This is a genomic window from Mitsuokella jalaludinii (assembly GCF_928722185.1).
Classification (GTDB): Bacteria; Bacillota; Negativicutes; order Selenomonadales; family Selenomonadaceae; genus Mitsuokella; species Mitsuokella jalaludinii.
In genome coordinates this window covers 618,283-637,572 of record NZ_CAKMXA010000001.1, presented here as the reverse complement: position 1 = coordinate 637,572, position 19,290 = coordinate 618,283, and the positions used below count along the sequence as shown (strand labels likewise).

The 19,290-nt window shown below is 58.8% G+C and carries 16 protein-coding genes, 2 tRNA genes and 1 pseudogene; all 19 read left to right on the top strand.

The genetic code is table 11. The annotated features are described in order from the left end of the window. Positions 1 to 13: 13 nt before the first annotated feature. The 19 genes and pseudogenes from QDI87_RS02900 to QDI87_RS02810 all read left to right on the top strand — a co-directional run bounded on the left by QDI87_RS02900 (position 14) and on the right by QDI87_RS02810 (position 19,271). Positions 14 to 229 carry a YdbC family protein gene (locus QDI87_RS02900; RefSeq protein WP_055162981.1) on the top strand — a complete coding sequence of 72 codons (216 nt, stop codon included), beginning with the start codon at positions 14 to 16 and terminating at the stop codon, positions 227 to 229. A 173-nt stretch (positions 230 to 402) separates the two neighbouring features. Further along, positions 403 to 706: pseudogene (locus tag QDI87_RS02895) on the top strand (transposase); the annotation flags it as partial. A gap of 271 nt (positions 707 to 977) precedes the next feature. After that, entirely contained in the window at positions 978 to 1,187 is a 210-nt protein-coding gene (locus QDI87_RS02890; protein ID WP_036375039.1) for a hypothetical protein, read from the top strand. Between the two features lie 80 nt (positions 1,188 to 1,267). Next, entirely contained in the window at positions 1,268 to 1,915 is a 648-nt protein-coding gene (locus QDI87_RS02885) for an IS607 family transposase (RefSeq protein WP_148485463.1), read from the top strand. After that, entirely contained in the window at positions 1,854 to 3,062 is a 1,209-nt protein-coding gene (locus QDI87_RS02880; RefSeq protein ID WP_081828399.1) for an RNA-guided endonuclease InsQ/TnpB family protein, read from the top strand. Before QDI87_RS02885 ends, QDI87_RS02880 begins: the two co-directional genes overlap by 62 nt. Positions 3,063 to 3,278: 216 nt before the next feature. Beyond that, positions 3,279 to 3,719, top strand: coding sequence for a CRISPR system precrRNA processing endoribonuclease RAMP protein Cas6 (gene cas6, locus QDI87_RS02875; protein WP_051652172.1), 441 nt, complete (start codon positions 3,279 to 3,281; stop codon positions 3,717 to 3,719). 190 nt (positions 3,720 to 3,909) lie between these two features. Continuing rightward, a complete protein-coding gene (locus QDI87_RS02870; RefSeq protein ID WP_036375033.1) occupies positions 3,910 to 4,782 on the top strand; it encodes a phosphate ABC transporter substrate-binding protein in 873 nt (290 codons plus the stop codon). 70 nt (positions 4,783 to 4,852) lie between these two features. Next, the gene (pstC, locus tag QDI87_RS02865; protein ID WP_036375030.1) at positions 4,853 to 5,770 is read left to right on the top strand and encodes a phosphate ABC transporter permease subunit PstC; all 918 of its coding nucleotides are present in this window, start codon (positions 4,853 to 4,855) and stop codon (positions 5,768 to 5,770) included. A gap of 3 nt (positions 5,771 to 5,773) precedes the next feature. Then, on the top strand, positions 5,774 to 6,625 hold the full coding sequence (gene pstA / locus QDI87_RS02860; protein WP_036375027.1) for a phosphate ABC transporter permease PstA: 852 nt from the start codon (positions 5,774 to 5,776) through the stop codon (positions 6,623 to 6,625). Between the two features lie 154 nt (positions 6,626 to 6,779). Further along, the gene (nhaA, locus tag QDI87_RS02855) at positions 6,780 to 7,979 is read left to right on the top strand and encodes a Na+/H+ antiporter NhaA (RefSeq protein ID WP_278742178.1); all 1,200 of its coding nucleotides are present in this window, start codon (positions 6,780 to 6,782) and stop codon (positions 7,977 to 7,979) included. Between the two features lie 107 nt (positions 7,980 to 8,086). Further along, a tRNA-Lys gene (locus QDI87_RS02850) sits at positions 8,087 to 8,162 on the top strand. A 1-nt stretch (position 8,163) separates the two neighbouring features. Continuing rightward, a tRNA-Lys gene (locus tag QDI87_RS02845) sits at positions 8,164 to 8,239 on the top strand. Between the two features lie 91 nt (positions 8,240 to 8,330). Next, positions 8,331 to 9,110: a 5'/3'-nucleotidase SurE gene (gene surE, locus QDI87_RS02840; protein WP_036375022.1), complete on the top strand. Its 780-nt coding sequence runs from the start codon at positions 8,331 to 8,333 to the stop codon at positions 9,108 to 9,110. Positions 9,111 to 9,179: 69 nt separating this feature from the next. Then, positions 9,180 to 10,421 (top strand): adenosylhomocysteinase, encoded by a 1,242-nt coding sequence (locus QDI87_RS02835; RefSeq protein WP_278742177.1) that lies wholly within the window; start codon positions 9,180 to 9,182, stop codon positions 10,419 to 10,421. A 9-nt stretch (positions 10,422 to 10,430) separates the two neighbouring features. Then, positions 10,431 to 11,711: an amidohydrolase gene (locus QDI87_RS02830; RefSeq protein WP_036375015.1), complete on the top strand. Its 1,281-nt coding sequence runs from the start codon at positions 10,431 to 10,433 to the stop codon at positions 11,709 to 11,711. 108 nt (positions 11,712 to 11,819) lie between these two features. Continuing rightward, entirely contained in the window at positions 11,820 to 14,573 is a 2,754-nt protein-coding gene (locus QDI87_RS02825) for a DNA translocase FtsK 4TM domain-containing protein (protein ID WP_423791159.1), read from the top strand. A 165-nt stretch (positions 14,574 to 14,738) separates the two neighbouring features. Beyond that, complete coding sequence (gene alaS / locus QDI87_RS02820) at positions 14,739 to 17,354, top strand: alanine--tRNA ligase (RefSeq protein WP_278743362.1); 2,616 nt, start codon at positions 14,739 to 14,741, stop codon at positions 17,352 to 17,354. 94 nt (positions 17,355 to 17,448) lie between these two features. Continuing rightward, entirely contained in the window at positions 17,449 to 18,723 is a 1,275-nt protein-coding gene (locus QDI87_RS02815) for an HlyD family secretion protein (RefSeq protein WP_278742175.1), read from the top strand. 230 nt (positions 18,724 to 18,953) lie between these two features. Beyond that, positions 18,954 to 19,271 (top strand): YerC/YecD family TrpR-related protein, encoded by a 318-nt coding sequence (locus QDI87_RS02810; protein ID WP_278742173.1) that lies wholly within the window; start codon positions 18,954 to 18,956, stop codon positions 19,269 to 19,271. Positions 19,272 to 19,290: the final 19 nt, after the last annotated feature.

Here is a 19,290-nt window from a genome sequence, read left to right as displayed (position 1 = left end):
AGGAGACAGACTGATGGCTGAAATCAAGTTTGAAATCACACAACATATCGGCGTTTTATCCGAAAGTGCCAAAGGCTGGCGTAAAGAGTTGAACCTGGTATCATGGAATGGCCGTGAGCCTAAATTCGATATCCGCGAATGGGCGCCAGAATATGCAAAGATGGGCAAGGGTATTACGCTATCCCAGGAAGAAATAAAAAATCTGCAGGCGCTTTTGGCGGATAAGTAAAATTTAAACAAACTGGTTAGTGAAAATAAACTAATCCCCATCCAATCTGGATGGGGATTAGTTGTTTAGTACTGCTAAATAGAGGGATTATCTCAGCAATCTTCGGTCGTATACGTGCTATATTCGATAAGGTAAAATATATTTCGCAAATTCAATTTCATAAAAAATAGACCATGTCTGGTAACATTATACAACTTAACGAGGATCTTATAAAGAATAATTTAAAGGATCTTGTACGCGACAGCGTAGAAGAAACACTGAATGCCCTGCTCGACCATGAGGCGGACGAGCTTGTCCGTGCTGGCAAGTATGAGCGGACGGGAGACCGTAAGGGCTACCGTTCCGGTCATTACGAGCGGAATTTCGGCACGACTTCCGGTGAAGTCAAGCTGCGCGTGCCCAAACTCAAGGGCATCCAGTTCGAGACGGCCATCATCGAACGCTACAAACGCCGTGAATGCTCGGTCGAGAATCGCGAGATACGCCGCCGTACAAGGGCCATTGGTGCATTTTCTGACGGCAACAGTGCGTTGATGCTCGTCTGTGCCAGACTTCGCCATGTTGCCGCCTCAGAATGGGGCTCGAAGCGCTATATGGACATGGAACATCTATTCAAGATGGAAATTGAGCAGCCAGCTGACGAGGAAAATCCATACATTTGATGCCGATATTTACTGGCGGATGAAATGAATTTGCGAAAGAATCTTGACACTACCAAGAATCTTGACACTACCCGGAACTTGCGGAAGTGCTTCATCAGCAGAATGTGCGTCCGTACAGCCAGAGCGTCTTCTTTGACCGCGCGAGAGGCCCTCTCTGGCGCATCGGCACGCTGGACGATGTGATGAAGAGCGCCCTGCTGTTTGGCATGGCGGAGGGCGGCGAGATGCTGCATCTACAGCAGAAGGGATACGAGATCCAGATGAAGGAAATCGACTGTGTGGAGGAGTTTTCTTAAGTTATTAATTATATAGACAAATGTGTATATTTGTGATACTCTATAAATAGAGGAGGGATGTGGCTATGCGCATACCCAATATCACGAATTACAAACCGAAAGAATTTGCCACATTATTGAATGTCACGGTCAAAACTCTTCAACGCTGGGATCGTGAGAAGATATTGGTTGCAAATAGGACGCCCACGAATCGAAGATATTATACCTACGACCAGTACTTGCAATTCAAGGGCATCGAGAAAGATACGGATTCGCGTAAGATTGTTCTATATGCCAGGGTATCGAGCCGGAAGCAGACAGATGATCTAGAGAACCAGGTGGATTTCCTCCAGCAATACGCGAATGCCAAAGGCTTGATTGTCGATACCATCGTCCGAGATTATGGCAGTGGTCTGAATTATAACCGTAAGAAATGGAATCAGCTCCTAGATGCTGTCATGGAAAATCAGGTCAGGATGATCCTCGTGTCACACCGCGATCGTTTTGTCCGATTCGGGTTCGATTGGTTTGAGCGGTTCTGCAAGAAATTCAACGTGGAGATCGTGGTCGTGAAGAACGAGAAGCTGTCTCCGCAGAAAGAGCTGATGCAGGATATCGTCAGTATACTTCATGTATTTTCTTGTCGGCTTTATGGGTTACGTAAGTACAAGAAGCAGATTGAAGGAGATGAGGAACTTGCTGAAGGCATTCAAGACAGAGCTCCGTCTCACCGAACGGCAGAAGGATAAAGTTCGCCGTTCTCTCGGCATCTGCCGCTTTCTCGCGAACCAGTACATCGCCCGCAACATCTGGCTGTACCGCTTGTATCAGCGCGGCGTCCTCGATGAGAAACAGCGCCGTTTTGTCACCGCCAATGACTTCGACAAGTACGTCAACCATATACTGAAGAAGAAATTTCCCTGGATCGACCAGTGCGGCTCCAAGGCGCGCAAGAAGGTCCTCGTCAATGCGGAGCAGGCGTTCCGGCGCTTCTTCAAAGGACAGGCGCATTTCCCACGCTTCAAGCGGAAGAACCAGCAGAATGTGAAGCTCTACTTCCCTAAGAACAACAAGGGGGACTGGACCATCTGGCGGCATAAGATTCAGATCCCGACTATCGGCAAGGTGCGCCTGAAAGAATTTGGCTACCTACCGCAGAGCGTGACCATCAAGAATGGGCATGTCTCCTATGAAGCGGGCCGCTACTACGTCTCGGTCACGGCCGAGATTGAGGAGACGAGCCGTTATAACAATGATTTAGAAGCATCGTACCGTCCGCAGTCGGATGGCATCGGTGTGGACCTCGGTGTCAAATCGCTTGCCATCGTCAGCGACGGCAGGATTTTTGAGAATATCAATACGTCTTCTCGGGCCAGACGGCTTGAGAAGCGGCTGAGAAGAGAGCAGAGGCGTCTCAGCCGCAAGTACGAGATGCGAAAAAAGAAAGGTGGTAGTACTGCTACTGCCTCTGCAAACATAGAGAAAAAGAGATTATCGGTACAGAGATTGCATCAGCGGCTGGCGAATCTCCGCCGCAATCACGAGAATCGGGTCATCCACGCACTGGTGGAGCAAAAACCACGCTTCATCACGGTGGAAGACCTCAACGTGACCGGCATGATGAAGAACCGCCATCTCTCGAAGGTCGTGGCGCAGCAGCGCTTTTATTCCCTCCGCGAGAAACTGCGGCGCAAGGCAGAGGTCATCGGGATTGAATTCCGCATCGCGGACCGATTCTACCCGAGTTCCAAGACCTGCCACGCATGCGGGCAGGTGCATAGCGGCCTGAAACTCAAAGACCGCGTCTACGTCTGCCCCTCATGCGGATACACGGAAGATCGCGATTTGAATGCAGCGCTGAATCTGCGCGATACGAAAAACTATCGCATCACCTGATTCACGTTTTCACGTTTGATAAATGTACCGATGGCTAGTCGGGAACAGGCCGTTGCCTTGCGAGGCAAGGAACACGGCCAACGCCTTTGGAGTGTACAAGAACTTGTGAGTAGTCTCAGGCTTGCCCTGGGCAAAAGCATACACGATGAATAAGGAATTTTTCTAAGACATGCACATTTTTGTCTATGTTTTTAGTAGCAGACTTCCTTTGAGGAATTGGCGGATACCGCCTTTACCGCAGAACAGGCTCCGCACGGCGCGGAACTGACATGTCTCACGCCGACGAGCTTCAAGCGGGATGGCCGGTACGCGATCTTTCCGGAATCGCGCCTCATCGTGCAGAGCCTCTTGCAGCGCTGGAATGCATTCTGTCCGGAGATCCCGCTGGAAGAAGAGGATCTGGCGTCGAAGCTGGCCGATCATGCGCCCATCGTGCGCTACGACCTGCACACGGCGTCTTTTTCCCTAGAGCGCCAGCGCATCACCGGCTTCCGGGGGCGCTTTGCCCTGCACTTCGGCGGGACTGACAGTATGAGGCGCATCCTGGCCTTGCTCGCGTCCTTTGCGCCATTTGCCGGCATCGGCATCAAGACAGCGCTCGGCATGGGAGCCGTGACTTCCGCATTGCAGTACAGGACATCTTCGATAGGAGAATGATGCTTGACGCGTCGATGACCAGCCGCCTTCGGGCGGCTTTTTTGTTGCGCAGATGGCATTGGGATTTAACAAAAGCGTAACATGAAGACAACAAAACCTCCCGTATTCTCTGCTACGATATAGGAGAACGATGAAGGGAGCCGAAGGGCTCCAGGGTTCCAATCAGCAAGTGATTTGGGGAGGAAATAATATGTTCAACAAGATGAAGAAACTTCTTTCCGTCGGTGCTGTTGTCGCGAGTGCGGCAGTGCTGCTGGCGGGCTGCGGCGGTGGCAGCCAGCAGGCTTCCAGCTCTTCTGGCAGCGCAGCACAGGAAATCTCCGGCAAGATCTCAGCGTCGGGCTCGACGGCACTCCTGCCGCTCTTGAAGCCGGCACAGGAAGCCTTCCAGGACAAGTACGATAAGGTGACGGTCAACATCGCAGGCGGCGGTTCGTTCACGGGTATGAACCAGGTCGCAGAGGGATCGGTCCAGATCGGCAACTCGGATGTCAACCTGCCGGATGAGTACAAGGACAAGGGCCTCGTCGACCACAAGGTCGTCGTTGAGCCGTTCGTCTTCATCGTCGACAAGAACAACAAGGTCGACAACATCACGAAGCAGCAGGTCATCGACATCCTGACGGGCAAGATCACGAACTGGAAGGAAGTCGGCGGCGATGACCAGCCGATCACGCTGATCCACCGTGCAAAGTCCTCGGGTTCCCGTGCGACGATCAGCGATGTCGTCCTCAAGGGCGCAGCCTTCACGGATAACGCAGTCATCCAGGATTCCAATGGTGCAGTTCGCGCCGCTATCGCCAGCACGCCGGGCTCCATCGGCTATGTCGATGCACCGTATGCCGATGATTCCGTCAAGATCCTGAAGTTCGATGGCGTTGAGTATTCTCCGGAGAACATCATCGCCGGCAAGTATCCGATCTATGGCTATGGCCACATGTACACGAAAGGTGAGCCGACTGGCGCGGTCAAGGCATTCATCGACTACATCCTCAGCGATGAGTTCCAGAACACGCAGGTCGAGAAGCTCGGCTTCATCCCTGTCAACAAGATGAAGAAGTAATTCGCGAAAGTAAACAGGAAGGATGATGCAGGACGGAGGTCCTGCATCACGTTTATACAGGAGGTTTTTTATGGAACGGGCAGCAACAATCGGCCGCCTTGACGGCAAGCAGTCAGGCGGAGGTCATGAGCGCAGGCTATTCTACGACAAGTGCGGGCGGTATCTCTTCATTGCGGCTGCCTTTCTCATGACCATCATCATCTTTTCCATCATCTTCTTCGTCGGTCGCCAGGGCCTCATGACGTTCGCAGCGGTCAGTCCGCTGGAGTTCTTCTTCAGTGCGAGCTGGGATCCGTCGCTCGGCAAGTTCGGCGCGCTCTCGTTCATCGTGGGCTCGCTGGTGACGACACTCCTTTCGGTTGCCATCGGCGCGCCGCTAGGCCTGCTCGGCGCCATCTTCCTCGCGAAGGTCGCTCCGGCCTGGCTCAAGAACATCATGCGCCCGGCGACGGATCTCTACGTCGCCATCCCTTCGGTCGTCTACGGCTACATCGGCCTGATGCTGCTCGTGCCGTACATGCGCGATGCGTTCGGCACGACGACGGGCTTCGGCGTGCTCGCGGCGTCGCTCGTGCTCGCCATCATGATCATGCCGACAATCCTCTCCATCAGCACGGATGCGCTCAATGCTGTGCCGAAGCCGCTGGAGGAGGCGAGCCTCGCGCTCGGCGCGACGTGGTGGCAGACGATGGTCCACGTCATCGTGCCCGCTGCAGCGCCTGGCATCCTGACGGCTGTCGTGCTCGCGATGGCGCGCGCCGTCGGCGAGACGATGGCCGTGCAGATGCTCATCGGCAACACGCCGCAGCTCATCACCTCGCTGTTCTCTCCGACGGCAACGCTGACGAGTGACATCGTCGTCGAGATGGGCAATACGCCGTTCGGCTCGGTCTGGGGCAATGCGCTCTTCCTCATGGCTTTCGTGCTGCTCATCCTGTCGCTGGCCATGATTCTTGTCATCCGCCGTTTCGGCACGAGGAGGGTATAACACATGAATGCAAAAGTACAGAATCAGGTGGCACGGGCGGGCCTCTGGTGTACGGGATTCTTCATCCTCGCCCTGCTTGCGGCTTTCCTCGGCTACATCCTCTACAAGGGATTGCCGGTGCTCTCGCCGCACTTCATTCTCGGCAAATCGAGCGACATGATGGCTGGCGGCGGCGTCGGTTCACAGCTTTTCAACTCGTTCTACATGCTCTTCCTCTCGATGGCCATTTCCATTCCAATCGCGCTCGGCGCGGGCATCTACCTCGCGGAGTACGCGCGTGAGAACAAGCTGACGAAGTGCATCCGCCTTTCCGTCGAGAGCCTCGCGACGGTGCCGTCCATCGTACTCGGCCTGTTCGGCATGATCGTCTTCGTCAACATGATGAACATGGGCTTTTCCATTCTCGGCGGCTCGCTGACACTCGTCCTGCTGAATCTGCCGATGCTCGTGCGCGTGACGGAGGAATCCATCCGCACCGTGCCGAGGTCGTATGAAGAAGCGAGCCTTGCGCTCGGCGCGACGAAGCTCCAGACGATCTTCAAGGTCGTGCTGCCGAGCGCGATGCCGGGCATCATCACGGGCATCACGCTGACGGCGGGCCGTGCACTCGGCGAGACGGCCATCCTGATCTTCACGGCCGGCACGACGGTATCGCGTCACATGTTCGACACGGATGTCATGGCGGGCGGCGAGACGCTGGCGGTTCACCTCTGGTACCTCATGAGCACGGGCCTCGTGCCGGACCGCGAGGCCATCGCCAACGGCATCGGCGCACTGCTGATCCTGACGATCCTCGTCTTCAACTTCGTCCTGCTGCTGCCGATCAAGCTGCTGGGGCGCAAGACAAAAGCATGATTTCAAAAGCATCACGATCTTTCGTGATGCTTTTGTGATGCAGTTCCTTTTCTTTCTCAGATTTTTATGGTAGAGTAAAAATAAGGGGTTTGCGCGTTGGCGCAGGCCTTTGTTGCGATCGATCATTTGGGAAAGAAAAGGAAGTGATGGAATTATGAAAGAGACAATCAAATCCATGCAGGCAATCGCGGAGCCGTTCTTGGCATTCCTGCGCTGGGAGGCGAGCAGCGGTGTCATCCTGCTCGCCTGCGCCATCCTCGCACTCATCGTGGCGAATTCACCGCTGGCCGAATCGTACGAGCATCTGCTGCATTATCCCATCGCTGTCGGAGCGGGGGAGTACGTGCTGGAGATGGGCCTGCTGCACTGGATCAACGACGGCCTCATGGCGGTGTTCTTCTTTGTCATCGGCCTTGAGATCAAGCGCGAGTTCCTCTACGGCGAGCTGCGCACGTATTCGGCGATGCTGCTGCCCGTCGGCGCGGCACTCGGCGGCATGCTCGTGCCGGCCGCCATCTATGCGGCGATCAACTTAGGGCTGCCGACATTCGGCGGCTGGGGCATCCCGATGGCGACCGACATCGCCTTTGCGCTCGGCATCATGACCATCGCCGCGCGCCAGGCACCGCTCGGCCTCGTCGTCTTCCTGACAGCACTCGCCATCGTCGATGACCTCGGCGCCATCGTCGTCATCGCGCTGTTCTACAACACGGACCTCACTGTATCGGCCTTGCTGCTGGGGCTCGTGGCCGTGGCTGCCGCTTTCCTGCTCGGCCGTTTCCGCGTGCGCTTCCTGCCGGCCTACATGGCGCTCGGCTTCGTCGCCTGGCTGGCCTTCCTGAAGGCGGGCATCCACCCGACGATTGCGGGCGTGCTGCTCGGCCTCTCCATCCCGGCAGCGGCGGATCCGGAGAACTCGCTCCTGCACAAGCTCGAGCACGCACTCGAGCCGTGGTCGGCCTATGCCATCATGCCGATCTTCGCCTTGGCCAACGCTGGCGTCGCGATCTCTCTGGCGACGTTTGACATGGCCTCGCCGATCTTCCTCGGCATCCTCGCGGGCCTCTGCCTCGGCAAGCCCATCGGCATCTTCGGCGCGGTATTCGTGCTCTGCAAGGTCTTTGGCCTGCAGCTGCCGGGTAATGCGACGAAGAGCCAGCTCGCGGCGACGGGCATGCTCGGCGGCATCGGCTTCACGATGTCCATCTTCATCGCCTCGCTGGCCTTCACAGACAGCGCGATGCTCGACCTTGCGAAGATCAGCATCCTCTCGGCGTCAATCCTCTCGGGCATCCTCGGTACGGCTTTCTTCAAGCTGCAGTCGCTCTTCGGCGGGGGAGAAACGGCGCAATAGTAAAAAAAATAAAAAAAACAGCAAAAAGGTGTTGACAGAACGGGAGCGCCCGTCTATAATAATATTCGTTGGTTGCGACAGCGACTGACAGACAAAAGAAAGATGATGACTCACTAGCTCAACTGGCAGAGCAACTGACTCTTAATCAGTAGGTTCACGGTTCGATTCCGTGGTGGGTCACCATGACTCACTAGCTCAACTGGCAGAGCAACTGACTCTTAATCAGTAGGTTCACGGTTCGATTCCGTGGTGGGTCACCATTTTGAGATAACGGCTCCTTGCAGAAGGAGCCTTTTTTGTATCTGCCAATAGAGATTGCAACAGAGCAACAGAACAGAAAGGAATGACATCATGCGAATCCTGATCTCCAATGATGACGGCATCCAGGCCAAGGGGCTCGAGTCCCTCGTCAAGGCATTCTGTGCGCGCGAGCACACGGTCGTCGTCTCGGCGCCGGCGCGCCAGCAGAGCGGCATGGCCCATGCACTGAACGTCGGCCGTCCGCTCGAGCTCATCCGCGGCGAGGCACTCGCCGAAAAGTACGGCATCGAGGCGTGGGCTGTCGACGGCACGCCGACGGACAGCGTCAAGCTCTACCTCGAGGCTCTGGCGGAGGAGAAGCCGGATGTCGTCGTCTCGGGCATCAATCACGGCGCGAACCTCGCGACGGATATCCTCTATTCGGGCACGGTCGGCGCGGCGATGGAGGGCATGCTGCACGACATCTCTTCGTTTGCGGTATCGCTCGATGTGGACAGCACCATCTCGTACGGTGAGGCGGCAGAGGAATTTGCGCTGCTGCTGGAGCGCGTCATGGCGGCCCGGCCGTCTGCCGATGAGCCGCGCCCAATCTTTTGGAACGTCAATTTCCCGCGCGCCTATGCGCTCGGCGAGGACGGCCGCCCGCAGGTCGTCTTTGGCCGCCAGGGCAAGCGCGACTATAAGAACGCCTTCCTTAGGCAGGAGCGCGAGGACGGGCGCATCTTCTACACGGTTGCCGGCGAGATCTTCGATACCGACAAGAGCGAGCCGACGGACATCTACGCCGTCGAGCAGGGCTACATCGCTGTGACGCCGCTGATGGTCGACCTCACGGATTACATCGCCATCGAGAAGCTCCTGGACCGCTGAGCTCTGTCTTTTTTTCATCATCTACTTGTGATAGAATATAGAATAGATTTGTTACGGGAGGCAATATTCATGGAATCAATGATTCGCGATATCAAGCTGGCTCCGTCGGGCCACGATAAGATCAACTGGGTCAAGAACTTCATGCCGGTCATGGTAGCTGTTGATAAAGAATTCTCCGTCTCGAAGCCGTTTGCGGGCAAGAAGATGGTCATCACGCTGCACCTCGAGGCCAAGACGGCCTACATGGCGGAGATCTTCCACCATGCCGGTGCGGAGGTCGCCATCACGGGCAGCAACCCGCTGTCGACGCAGGACGATGTGGCCGCAGCGCTCGTCGAGGACGGCCTGCACGTCTTTGCCTGGCATGATTGCACGCCGGAGGAGTACGACACCTTCATCAACAAGGCGCTCGACATCAAGCCGGACTTCGTCATCGATGACGGCGGCGACCTCGTGCACATGCTGCACACGAAGCGTCGCGAGCTGCTCTCGGGCATCGTCGGCGGCTCGGAGGAGACGACGACGGGCGTCCATCGCCTGCGCGCACTCGCCAATGAGGGCAAGCTCGAGTTCCCGATGATCGCTGCCAACGATGCGTACTGCAAGTACCTCTTCGACAACCGCTACGGCACGGGCCAGTCGACCTGGGACGGCATCATGCGCACGACGAATGTCGCCATAGCGGGCAAGAATGTCGTCATCGCCGGCTACGGATGGTGCGGCAAGGGCGGTGCCATGCGTGCGCGCGGCCTCGGCGCCAATGTCATCGTCACGGAAGTCGACCCGATAAAGGCCATCGAAGCGGTGTTCGACGGCTTCCGCGTCATGCCGATGGATGAGGCCGCCAAAATCGGCGATATCTTCCTGACGCTGACGGGCGACAAGGATGTCATCCGCAAGCAGCACTTCGAGGTCATGAAAAATGGCGCCATCCTCGCGAACTCCGGCCACTTCGACGTCGAGATCAACATTCCGGAGCTCGAGTCGCTCTCCGTCTCGCGTCGCCCGGTCCGCAAGAACATCGAGGAGTTCAAGCTGAAAGACGGCCGCAAGATCTACCTGCTCGCAGAGGGCCGCCTCGTCAACCTCGCCGCTGGCGATGGCCATCCGGCAGAGATCATGGACCTCTCGTTCGGCGTGCAGTTCTTCTCGGCGCTGCATCTCCTGCACCACGGCAAGGAGATGGCAAAGGGCGTCCATCTCATGCCGGAAGAGATCAACACGAAGATTGCCGAGATCAAGCTCAAGGCATCGGGCATCGCCATCGATGCGCTGACGCCGGAGCAGAAGGCATATCTGAACATGGCCTGAGGAGGATATATGAAGACACTCATCAAGAATGTACGCGCGCTGCTGCCGGACGGCACGACGCCTTTGACGAATATCATGATCGACCGCGATAAGATCGCCGCCATCGGCGAGGTGCCGGACGGCTTCCGCGCGGCAAAGGTCATCGACGGTACGGGCAAGTTCGCCGTGCCGGGCTTCATCAACGCACACACGCACGCCTCGATGACGCTCTTCCGCAGCTATGCGGATGACATGAACCTCATGGACTGGCTCAACAACATGATCTGGCCGGCTGAGGCGAAGATGCAGGAAGAAGACATCTACTGGGGCGCGATGCTCGCTGCCGTCGAGATGATCGAGGGCGGCACGACGACGTTTGCCGACATGTACGGGCCGTACATGGAGAAGGTCGCCAAGGCCGCAAACGATGCGGGCCTGCGCGCCGTGCTCTCGCGCGGCATCATCGGCGTCGCGCCGGACGGCGATGCCAAGATCGAGGAGAACGTCTCGCTCTACAAGGATTTCAACGGCGCAGCGGACGGCCGCATCACGGTCATGTTCGGCCCGCACGCACCGTATACCTGCCCGCCGGACTTCCTCAAAAAGGTTGCAAGCACGGCGCAGTCGCTCGGTGCGGAGATCCACATCCACATGGCGGAGACGAAGGCTGAGGTCGAGCAGATCGTGAAGGAATACGGCAAGCGCCCGTTCCGCTACGTCGAGGAGACGGGCCTGTTCGACGGCAAGGGCACGCTCGCGGCGCACTGCGTCCACCTCGATGACGAGGACATCGCCATCATCAAGAAGCACGCCATCCGCGTCGCCCACAATCCGGGCAGCAACATGAAGCTCGCGAGCGGCATCGCGCCGGTGCCGCGCCTCCTCAAGGAGGGTGTCTGCGTCGCACTCGGCACGGACGGCGCCTCGTCGAACAACAACCTCGACATGCTCGAGGAGATTAACCTCGCGGCGATGCTCCACAAGGTCAGCACGCTCGACCCGCTGGCTGTCCCGGCGCGCACGGCGCTCAAGATGGGCACGGAGTACGGCGCCAAGGCCGTCGGCCTCACGGGTGTCGGCAAGCTCGAAGTTGGCTGCAAGGCCGACATCACGCTCTTCGACATGGCAGGCGCTGCCTGGTATCCGCGCAACGACCTCGCGTCGCAGCTCGTCTACTCGGCACACGCCGACTCCGCCTCGACGGTGCTCGTCGACGGCAGGGTCCTCATGGAAGACGGCGAACTCCTGACGCTCGACAAGGAGCGCATCTTCTACGAGGCGCAGAAGTGCGCAGAGCGCCTGACGAAGTGAGAGACTCAGAGCCGCAACTTACAGTGAATCTACAGCAGGGCTGCCGCTTCGCGCGACAGCCTTGCTTTCGTAATCTTGTCATCGATAATCGATACAGGGGGGAGACTTTTGAAAAAGACTACGAGCCGCACGCGGGCGCGCCGCAAGCCGGTGCGCAAGGCGACAAAGACAGGCCACCGCGTGATGCGCGCGCACACCGGCAGACGCTCTGAGCTCTTCGGGTTGGCGCTCTTGGCAGCTGGCCTCATCTCAATCTGCGGTATCTGCGGCCTCAACGTGGGCTTCGTCGGCGTCTACTTCGCGAAGTTCCTGCGCTACTTCTTCGGTGTGGGCTCCATCCTCATCGCCGTCCTGGTACTCTTGATCGCCTGGACTTACATGACGAAACACCACGCGCCGCGCTATTCACCGCGTTTCTTCGGCCTGCTCGCGCTCTTCATCTCCGCGCTCGCCATCTGGCACCACTTCAAGGTACCGGTCGGCGAGGAGATCCTGCCGCAGAGCCTGCCGACGGGCGGCGGGCTCTTGGGTGGTGGCCTGCTGCTCGCGCTGCGCAAGTGCTTCGGCGTCGACGGCTCCATCATCATTCTCGGTGTCGGCACAGTCGGCTCCGTCTTGCTCTCGACGACCTGGTCGCTCGCGACAGGCCTCCTCAAGACGCAGGAAAAGGCGAAGCAGGGCGCAGCTGCCGCAGGCTCGGCCATCCAGTCGACCTGCGGCAAGGTCGCCGAAGTCAGCGGCCGTGTCGAAGAGCACGTCGTCGAGGCCGTGCGCGAGAAGGTCAGCAGGGTCAGCAAGGCGAGCTTCTACAACCAGGCGGCGGATAAGCGCTTTGCCGATGCACCCGAAGAGACGGCTGCTGCAGCAGAGCCTCGTATGGCGGCCGAGACTGCGGAGGCGAAAGGCGATACAGGCAATGTGGAAAGTGCCATGCCGGACTTCACGATTGAGTACGGCGCCGCGCATGAAGAAGCGGCAGCGCCCGCAGAGGAGCGCCCGATGGGCTTGCCGGACTCCATCGAGCCAATCGGCATGGCCGCGCCGCCGTCGAGCCTGCGCGAGGGAAGTCCCTTCGTCGAGGGACCCATCGGCAGAGAAACGAGCCCTGCGGCACCTCCAGAAGCCCCTTCCGCTCCGTCAGAGCCTCTGGGCGAGCCAGCGCAGTTTGTCCCGGAGCCAGCAGCTCCTTTCACTGTGCCCAAGACGGAGCCTGTCGTGCCGCCTTCGCCGAGCCCGATGAAGAAGAAGCCGACGGCCATGCCCTCGTACGACGAGATCGCGCCGATCATGCCGGCAGCGGCATTGCTCGACGGCTCGGCCAGGAGCATGGAGAGCAGGCAGGGCAGTGCCTCGCAGGGCGCTACTGCCAGCTCGCCTGAGACAGCAGCACCCGCTGCGCCGCCGCGCCCCTACGTGCTGCCGCAGGTCACGGAGATCCTCTCGAAGCACGCGAAGAAGCACAACGCTGCGCTCGAGATGGAAATTGCCGACAAGGCTCACATCTTGCAGAAGACGCTCGAGGACTTCCACGTCAAGGCAAAGATCATCAACGCCTGCCACGGCCCGGCCGTCACGCGCTATGAGCTCGAGCCGGCACCGGGCGTCAAGGTCAGCAAGATCACGAACCTCGCCGACGATCTCGCGCTGAGCCTCGCCGCGACATCGGTGCGCATCGAGCCGATTCCCGGCAAGGCAGCCATCGGCATCGAGGTGCCGAACAAAGAGCTCGAGGGCGTGCAGCTGCGAGAAGTCCTCGAGAACGAGAAGTTCCTCAAGGCAAAGTCAAAGCTGACGGTCGGCCTTGGCATGGACATCGGCGGCCAGGCGATCTTCGCGGACCTCGCGAAGATGCCGCACCTGCTCGTCGCCGGTGCCACGGGCTCCGGTAAGTCTGTCTGCATCAACACGCTCATTACGAGCATCCTCTTCAAGGCGAAGCCAGAGGAGGTCAAGTTCATCCTCGTCGACCCGAAGATGGTCGAGCTCTCCAACTACAACGGCATCCCGCACCTCATGGTCCCCGTCGTCACGGAGGCCAAGAAGGCAGCTTCCGTGCTCAACTGGTCGGTGCAGGAGATGGAGAAGCGCTACGCGAAGTTTGCCGAGCACAACGTCCGCAACATGGAGACCTACAACACAAAGTTCCCCGAGGACAAGATGCCGGCCATCGTCATCATCATCGACGAGCTGGCCGACCTCATGATGGTCGCACCGCACGACGTCGAAGATGCCATCTGCCGCCTCGCGCAGAAGGCCCGCGCTGCCGGCATCCACATGGTGCTCGCGACGCAGCGCCCGTCTGTCGACGTCATCACAGGCATCATCAAGGCCAACATCCCGTCGCGTATCTCGTTTGCCGTCTCGAGCCAGATTGACTCGCGCACCATCCTCGACCGCAGCGGCGCCGAGAAGCTCCTCGGGCGCGGCGACATGCTCTTCTATCCGGTCGGCGCGGCGAAGCCCATGCGCGTGCAGGGCGCCTTTATCAGCGATGAAGAAGTCGAGCACCTCCTCGACTTCATCCGCAGCCAGGGCCAGGAGATGGAAGCCAATGAGGAGATCATCACGTTCACGGAAAACGCCATGAAAGAGGACGAGGAGAAGGATGAGAGCAAGGGGCGCCGCGCCTCGAAGTACGACGAACTCTTGCCGGATGCCGTCAACCTCGTCATGTCGACGGGCCAGGCATCGGCCTCGTCTCTTCAGCGCCGCTTCCGCGTCGGCTACACGCGCGCTGCGCGCCTCATCGACGAGATGGAGGACCTCAGCATCGTCGGGCCGAACATCGGCAGTAAGCCGCGCGAGATTCTCATGAACTCTGAGCAGGCCGCTGCCGTGCTGGCCGAGTGCAGTGACAGCTGACGAAAACTTTCACGAAATCGGCTGAAAAATGGTCAACAGACTGGAAAAGCACAGGATGCTTGTGGTATACTTGAGAATGGTTATGTAATTTCCAGTAAATTCCATGCGTAATACCAGAGATAATCATCAGGATTTCTCTTATGGGGGTAGATTTTTTTGAAGTACATGAGTGGTAACGAACTGCGTGAAGCTTATCTGCAGTTCTTTTCGGAAAAGAAAGGTCATCTGCGTCTGCCGAGCTTCTCGCTGATCCCGCAGGACGATCCGACCCTGTTGCTGATCGGCGCCGGCATGGCTCCGCTGAAGCCTTTCTTCACGGGCAAGATGAAGCCGCCCCGCACGCGCGTGACGACGAGCCAGCGCTGCGTCCGCACGGGCGACATCGAGAATGTCGGCCGCACGGCGCGCCATCAGACGTTCTTCGAGATGCTCGGCAATTTCTCGTTCGGCGATTATTTCAAGGGCGAGGCCATTCCCTGGGCTTGGGAATTCCTGACGGAAGTCATCGAGCTGCCGAAAGACAAGCTCTGGGTCACGGTCTATCCGGACGACACGGAAGCCATCGAGATCTGGAAGTCCCAGCCGGGCTTCCCGCAGGACCACATCGTCAAGATGGAGGACAACTTCTGGGAAATCGGCCCTGGCCCGTGCGGCCCGGACTCCGAGATCTACATCGACCTCGGTGAGGAGCGCGGCTGCGGCTCGCCGACCTGCGCCGTCGGCTGCGACTGCGACCGCTACCTCGAGATCTGGAACCTCGTCTTCACGCAGTACGACCGCCAGGAGGACGGCTCCTACAAGAATCTCGCCCATAAGAACATCGATACGGGCTGCGGCCTCGAGCGCCTTGCGTCCGTCGTGCAGAACAAGAAGACGAACTTCGAGACGGATCTTCTCTACCCGATCATCGAGTACGCGGCCAAGGTCGCAGGCGTCGAGTACGGCAAGGACGAGAAGACGGACATCTCGCTGAAGGTCATCGCCGACCACGCGCGCTCCATGGCTGTCATGATCATGGACGGCATCCTGCCGTCGAATGAGGGCCGCGGCTATGTGCTGCGCCGCATCCTGCGCCGCGCCATCCGCCACGGCCGCATGCTCGGCATCAAGGGCAAGTTCCTCGAGGGCGCTGTTGACGCCGTCGTTGAAATCTATCGCGATGCCAGCGACTTTGGCGAGCTCGTCGCCAAGCACGACTACATCAAGAAAGTCATCAGCATCGAGGAAGACCGCTTCGCTGCGACGCTCAACCAGGGCATGGACCTGCTCGACGAGGAGATCAAGGCACTGAAAGCTGACGGCAAGGAGGAGCTGCCGGGTGAAGTCGGCTTCCGCCTCTACGACACGTTCGGCTTCCCGTGGGAGCTCACCGAGGAGATCCTGCACGAGAACGGCCTCGACCTCGACAAAGAGGGCTTCGACAAGGCCATGAACGAGCAGCGCGAGCGCGCGAGAAATGCCCGCGCCGAGAACCAGCGCGTCGCTGTGCCGGATCTCTCGGGCATCGACGTATCGAAACTGACGGTTGACCCGGAGGCCAAAGAGGCCAAGGTCGTCGCCATCTGGAAGGACGGCAAGCTCGTCGATGAGATCACGGACGGCGAAGAGGCCGGCATCATCCTTGACAAGACCCCGTTCTACGCAGAGGGTGGCGGACAGGTCGGCGACGAAGGCATGCTGCTCGGCGAGTTCGGCCGCATCAAGGCCACGAACGCCAAGAAGCTGCCGGACGGCACGGTCTACCATGTCTCGTACGTAGAGGAAGGCCAGCTCAAGGTCGGCGAGACGGTCAAGATCGAGGTCGACCAGGAGAAGAAGCTCGCTTCGGCGCGCAACCACACGGCAACGCATCTCCTGCAGGCAGCTCTCAAGCAGGTTGTCGGCGACCAGGTCAACCAGGCCGGTTCTTCCGTCACGCCGGACCGCCTGCGCTTCGACTTCACGAACTTCGAGCCGGTCACGCCGCAGCAGCTCGCGGATGTCGAGGAGCTCGTCAACAAGGTCATCCTCAAGGGCCAGGATGTCGAGATCTCGCACATGAGCCTCGAGGAGGCCAAGAAGGCCGGCGCGATGGCGCTCTTCTCGGAGAAGTACGGTGACGTCGTGCGCGTCGTCCGCGTGCCGGGCTTCTCGATGGAGCTCTGCGCTGGCTCGCACGTCAAGAATGTCGGCCAGATCGGCATGTTCAAGATCGTCGGCGAGACGGGCATCGCCTCGGGCGTGCGCCGCATCGAGGCTATCACGGGCAAGGCTGCGCTCGACTACGCGAACGAGAAGTTCGCTGTCCTGCAGAAGGCAGCATCCCTGCTCAAGGCGAACGAGGACGATGTCCCCGCAGCTGTCGAGAAGCTGCAGGCCGAGAACAAGGAGATGGCCGGCAAGCTCGCTGATGTCGCGGCGATGCAGGAGAAGGCCGATGCTCAGCAGCTCATCGCTGGCGTCAAGGAAGTCAACGGCATCTCCGTCGTCACGGGCAAGGCCAACGTCGAGAACATGGACTCCCTGCGCGAAGTCGCCGACCTCACGCTCAGCAAGATCGAGAGCGGCGTCGTCGTGCTCGGCTGCGCCAACGATGGCAAGGTCAACCTCGTCGTCAAGGCATCGAAGGATGCCGTGAAGCGCGGCATCCATGCCGGCAAGATCATCAAGGAAGCCGCAGCAGTCGTCGGTGGCGGCGGCGGCGGACGTCCGGACATGGCACAGGCTGGCGGCAAGAAGGCAGAAGCCCTGCCGCAGGCATTCGAGAAGGCAGTGGCCGTCATCGAAGCACAGCTTGCTTAAGAGATTACAGCAGGAACCTCCCTCCTTATGAGGGAGGTTCCTTGATATCTTGGCACCTTATAAACAGATGATAGATGATGGAGGGTCCTGAATCTTGGAAGTCGATATCACAAAAAAAGTACAGTATTTGATGAAATACGGCCTCGTCGGCCTGATTCTCATTGCCGTGCTCTGTGCTGGCGGCATCTACTACTACCAGCATCAGCATAAGTACTTCAACGTCTACGACGCGCAGGTCACGAGCTCGCTCGTCGCGGCGAAAGTGCACGGCAATGCGGTGATCACGGAGAAGGTCGTCGAAGACGGTGAGCACGTTGAAGCCGGCGATGTCATCGCCCATGTAAAGAGCACGGTGACGGACGAGCAGATTGCGAACCTCGAGCAGACCGTCGCGCTCTCGCAGCGCAACCTCGATGAGATCAAGAAGGGGCAGACCGTGACGGTCGCCGTGCCGAGCCCTGCGCCGGCACCGGCTGCGAGCGCACCGCGCAGCAGCGGTTCCTCGCAGAGCGTCGCGAGTGCTGAGTCCCGCATGAATCGCATGAACGAGCTCTTCGAGATGGGTGCCATCAGCGCCGTACAGCGCGATGCCGCCGTCTCGGCCTATCATGCGGCCGTAGCAGCTGCTTCGTCTTCGGCTCCTGCTGCTTCTGCGCCGTCTTCTTCGCCGGCCGTCCGCTACCAGACGACGACACAGCCGCCTGACCCGAAGGCCGTGCAGAATGCAGAGCTCCAGCTCAAGCAGGCGCAGGCCGCGCTCGACAATGCCAAGCAGGATGCCGCTGAGACGGACATCGTCGCGCCGGTAGCCGGCACGGTCTACTACGCGCAGGGCATTGACGAGGGTTCGACGGTCAAGGCAGGCGAGACGGTCGCGAGCGTCGGCAATGCCGACGACATCTGGATTGAGGCCAAGGTCAGCCCCGACAAGGCCGCGAAGATCCGCCTCGGCCAGTTCGTCTCCTACGAGATCGAAGGCCACCAGCTCCAGGGTTCCGTCCAGGATATCCAGCAGCCGGTCAAGAAAGATGACCAGGCTTCGGCCGATAGCGCAGATGCAGCTGCCAGCGCTGGCAACGCCAATGCGGCGGATACAACTGGCGCAAATGGTGCTGGTGCCGGCCAGAACGGCCAGGATGCGCAGAGCGCGCAGAATGGCCAGGGCGCACAGGTCGCCGATGCTGCTAACAGCGACGCTGCCAATGGCCAACCTGCCACAGGCAATCAGCCCAAGACGACCGCTGAGGCCACAGACGATGACGACGAGGATGAAGACGTCATGATCATCCGCATCTCCATCCCGTCCGGCCTCAACTTCAGCCTCAAGCCAGGCATGAAAGCCGTCGTCAAGTTCGCGATGAACGGCTGATACACTGTTCTGTACTACAAAAAAGACTGCCCCAGCGGCAGTCTTTTTTTGATGCAGCGTATCGCATGGAGGGGCAGGCATTCTCAGCAAGCGATACTCTGTGACAAATTTTCGGCGAATCCCTTTTCTTTTTGCAATAGCTGTGTTATAATGACAATAAATTTTCACTAACTAAAGGATTAAAGACGAAAAGTTTTGCTTTTCGGATTCGATATGAGGAGGGAATGGGTATGGTGAACCCAAAACTCAAGGATGAGCTCAACGACCAGCTCTGTGAGGCGATGCTGTCGCTGGAGACGGTGGATGAGTGCTACCAGTTCTTTGAAGACCTCTGCACGATCAGCGAGCTCAAGGCGATGAGCCAGCGGCTCGAGGTTGCGCGGATGCTGCGCGCTGGTCATACGTACGATGACATCGTCGCGCGCACAGGCGCGAGCACGGCGACGATCAGCCGCGTCAAGCGCTGCCTCAACTATGGTGCGGACGGCTATCACATCGTCCTCGACCGGCTGGCACCGGATGAGGGGGAGGGCTCTTCAGGCGACTGAATGAGTTCTTGCAATAGGA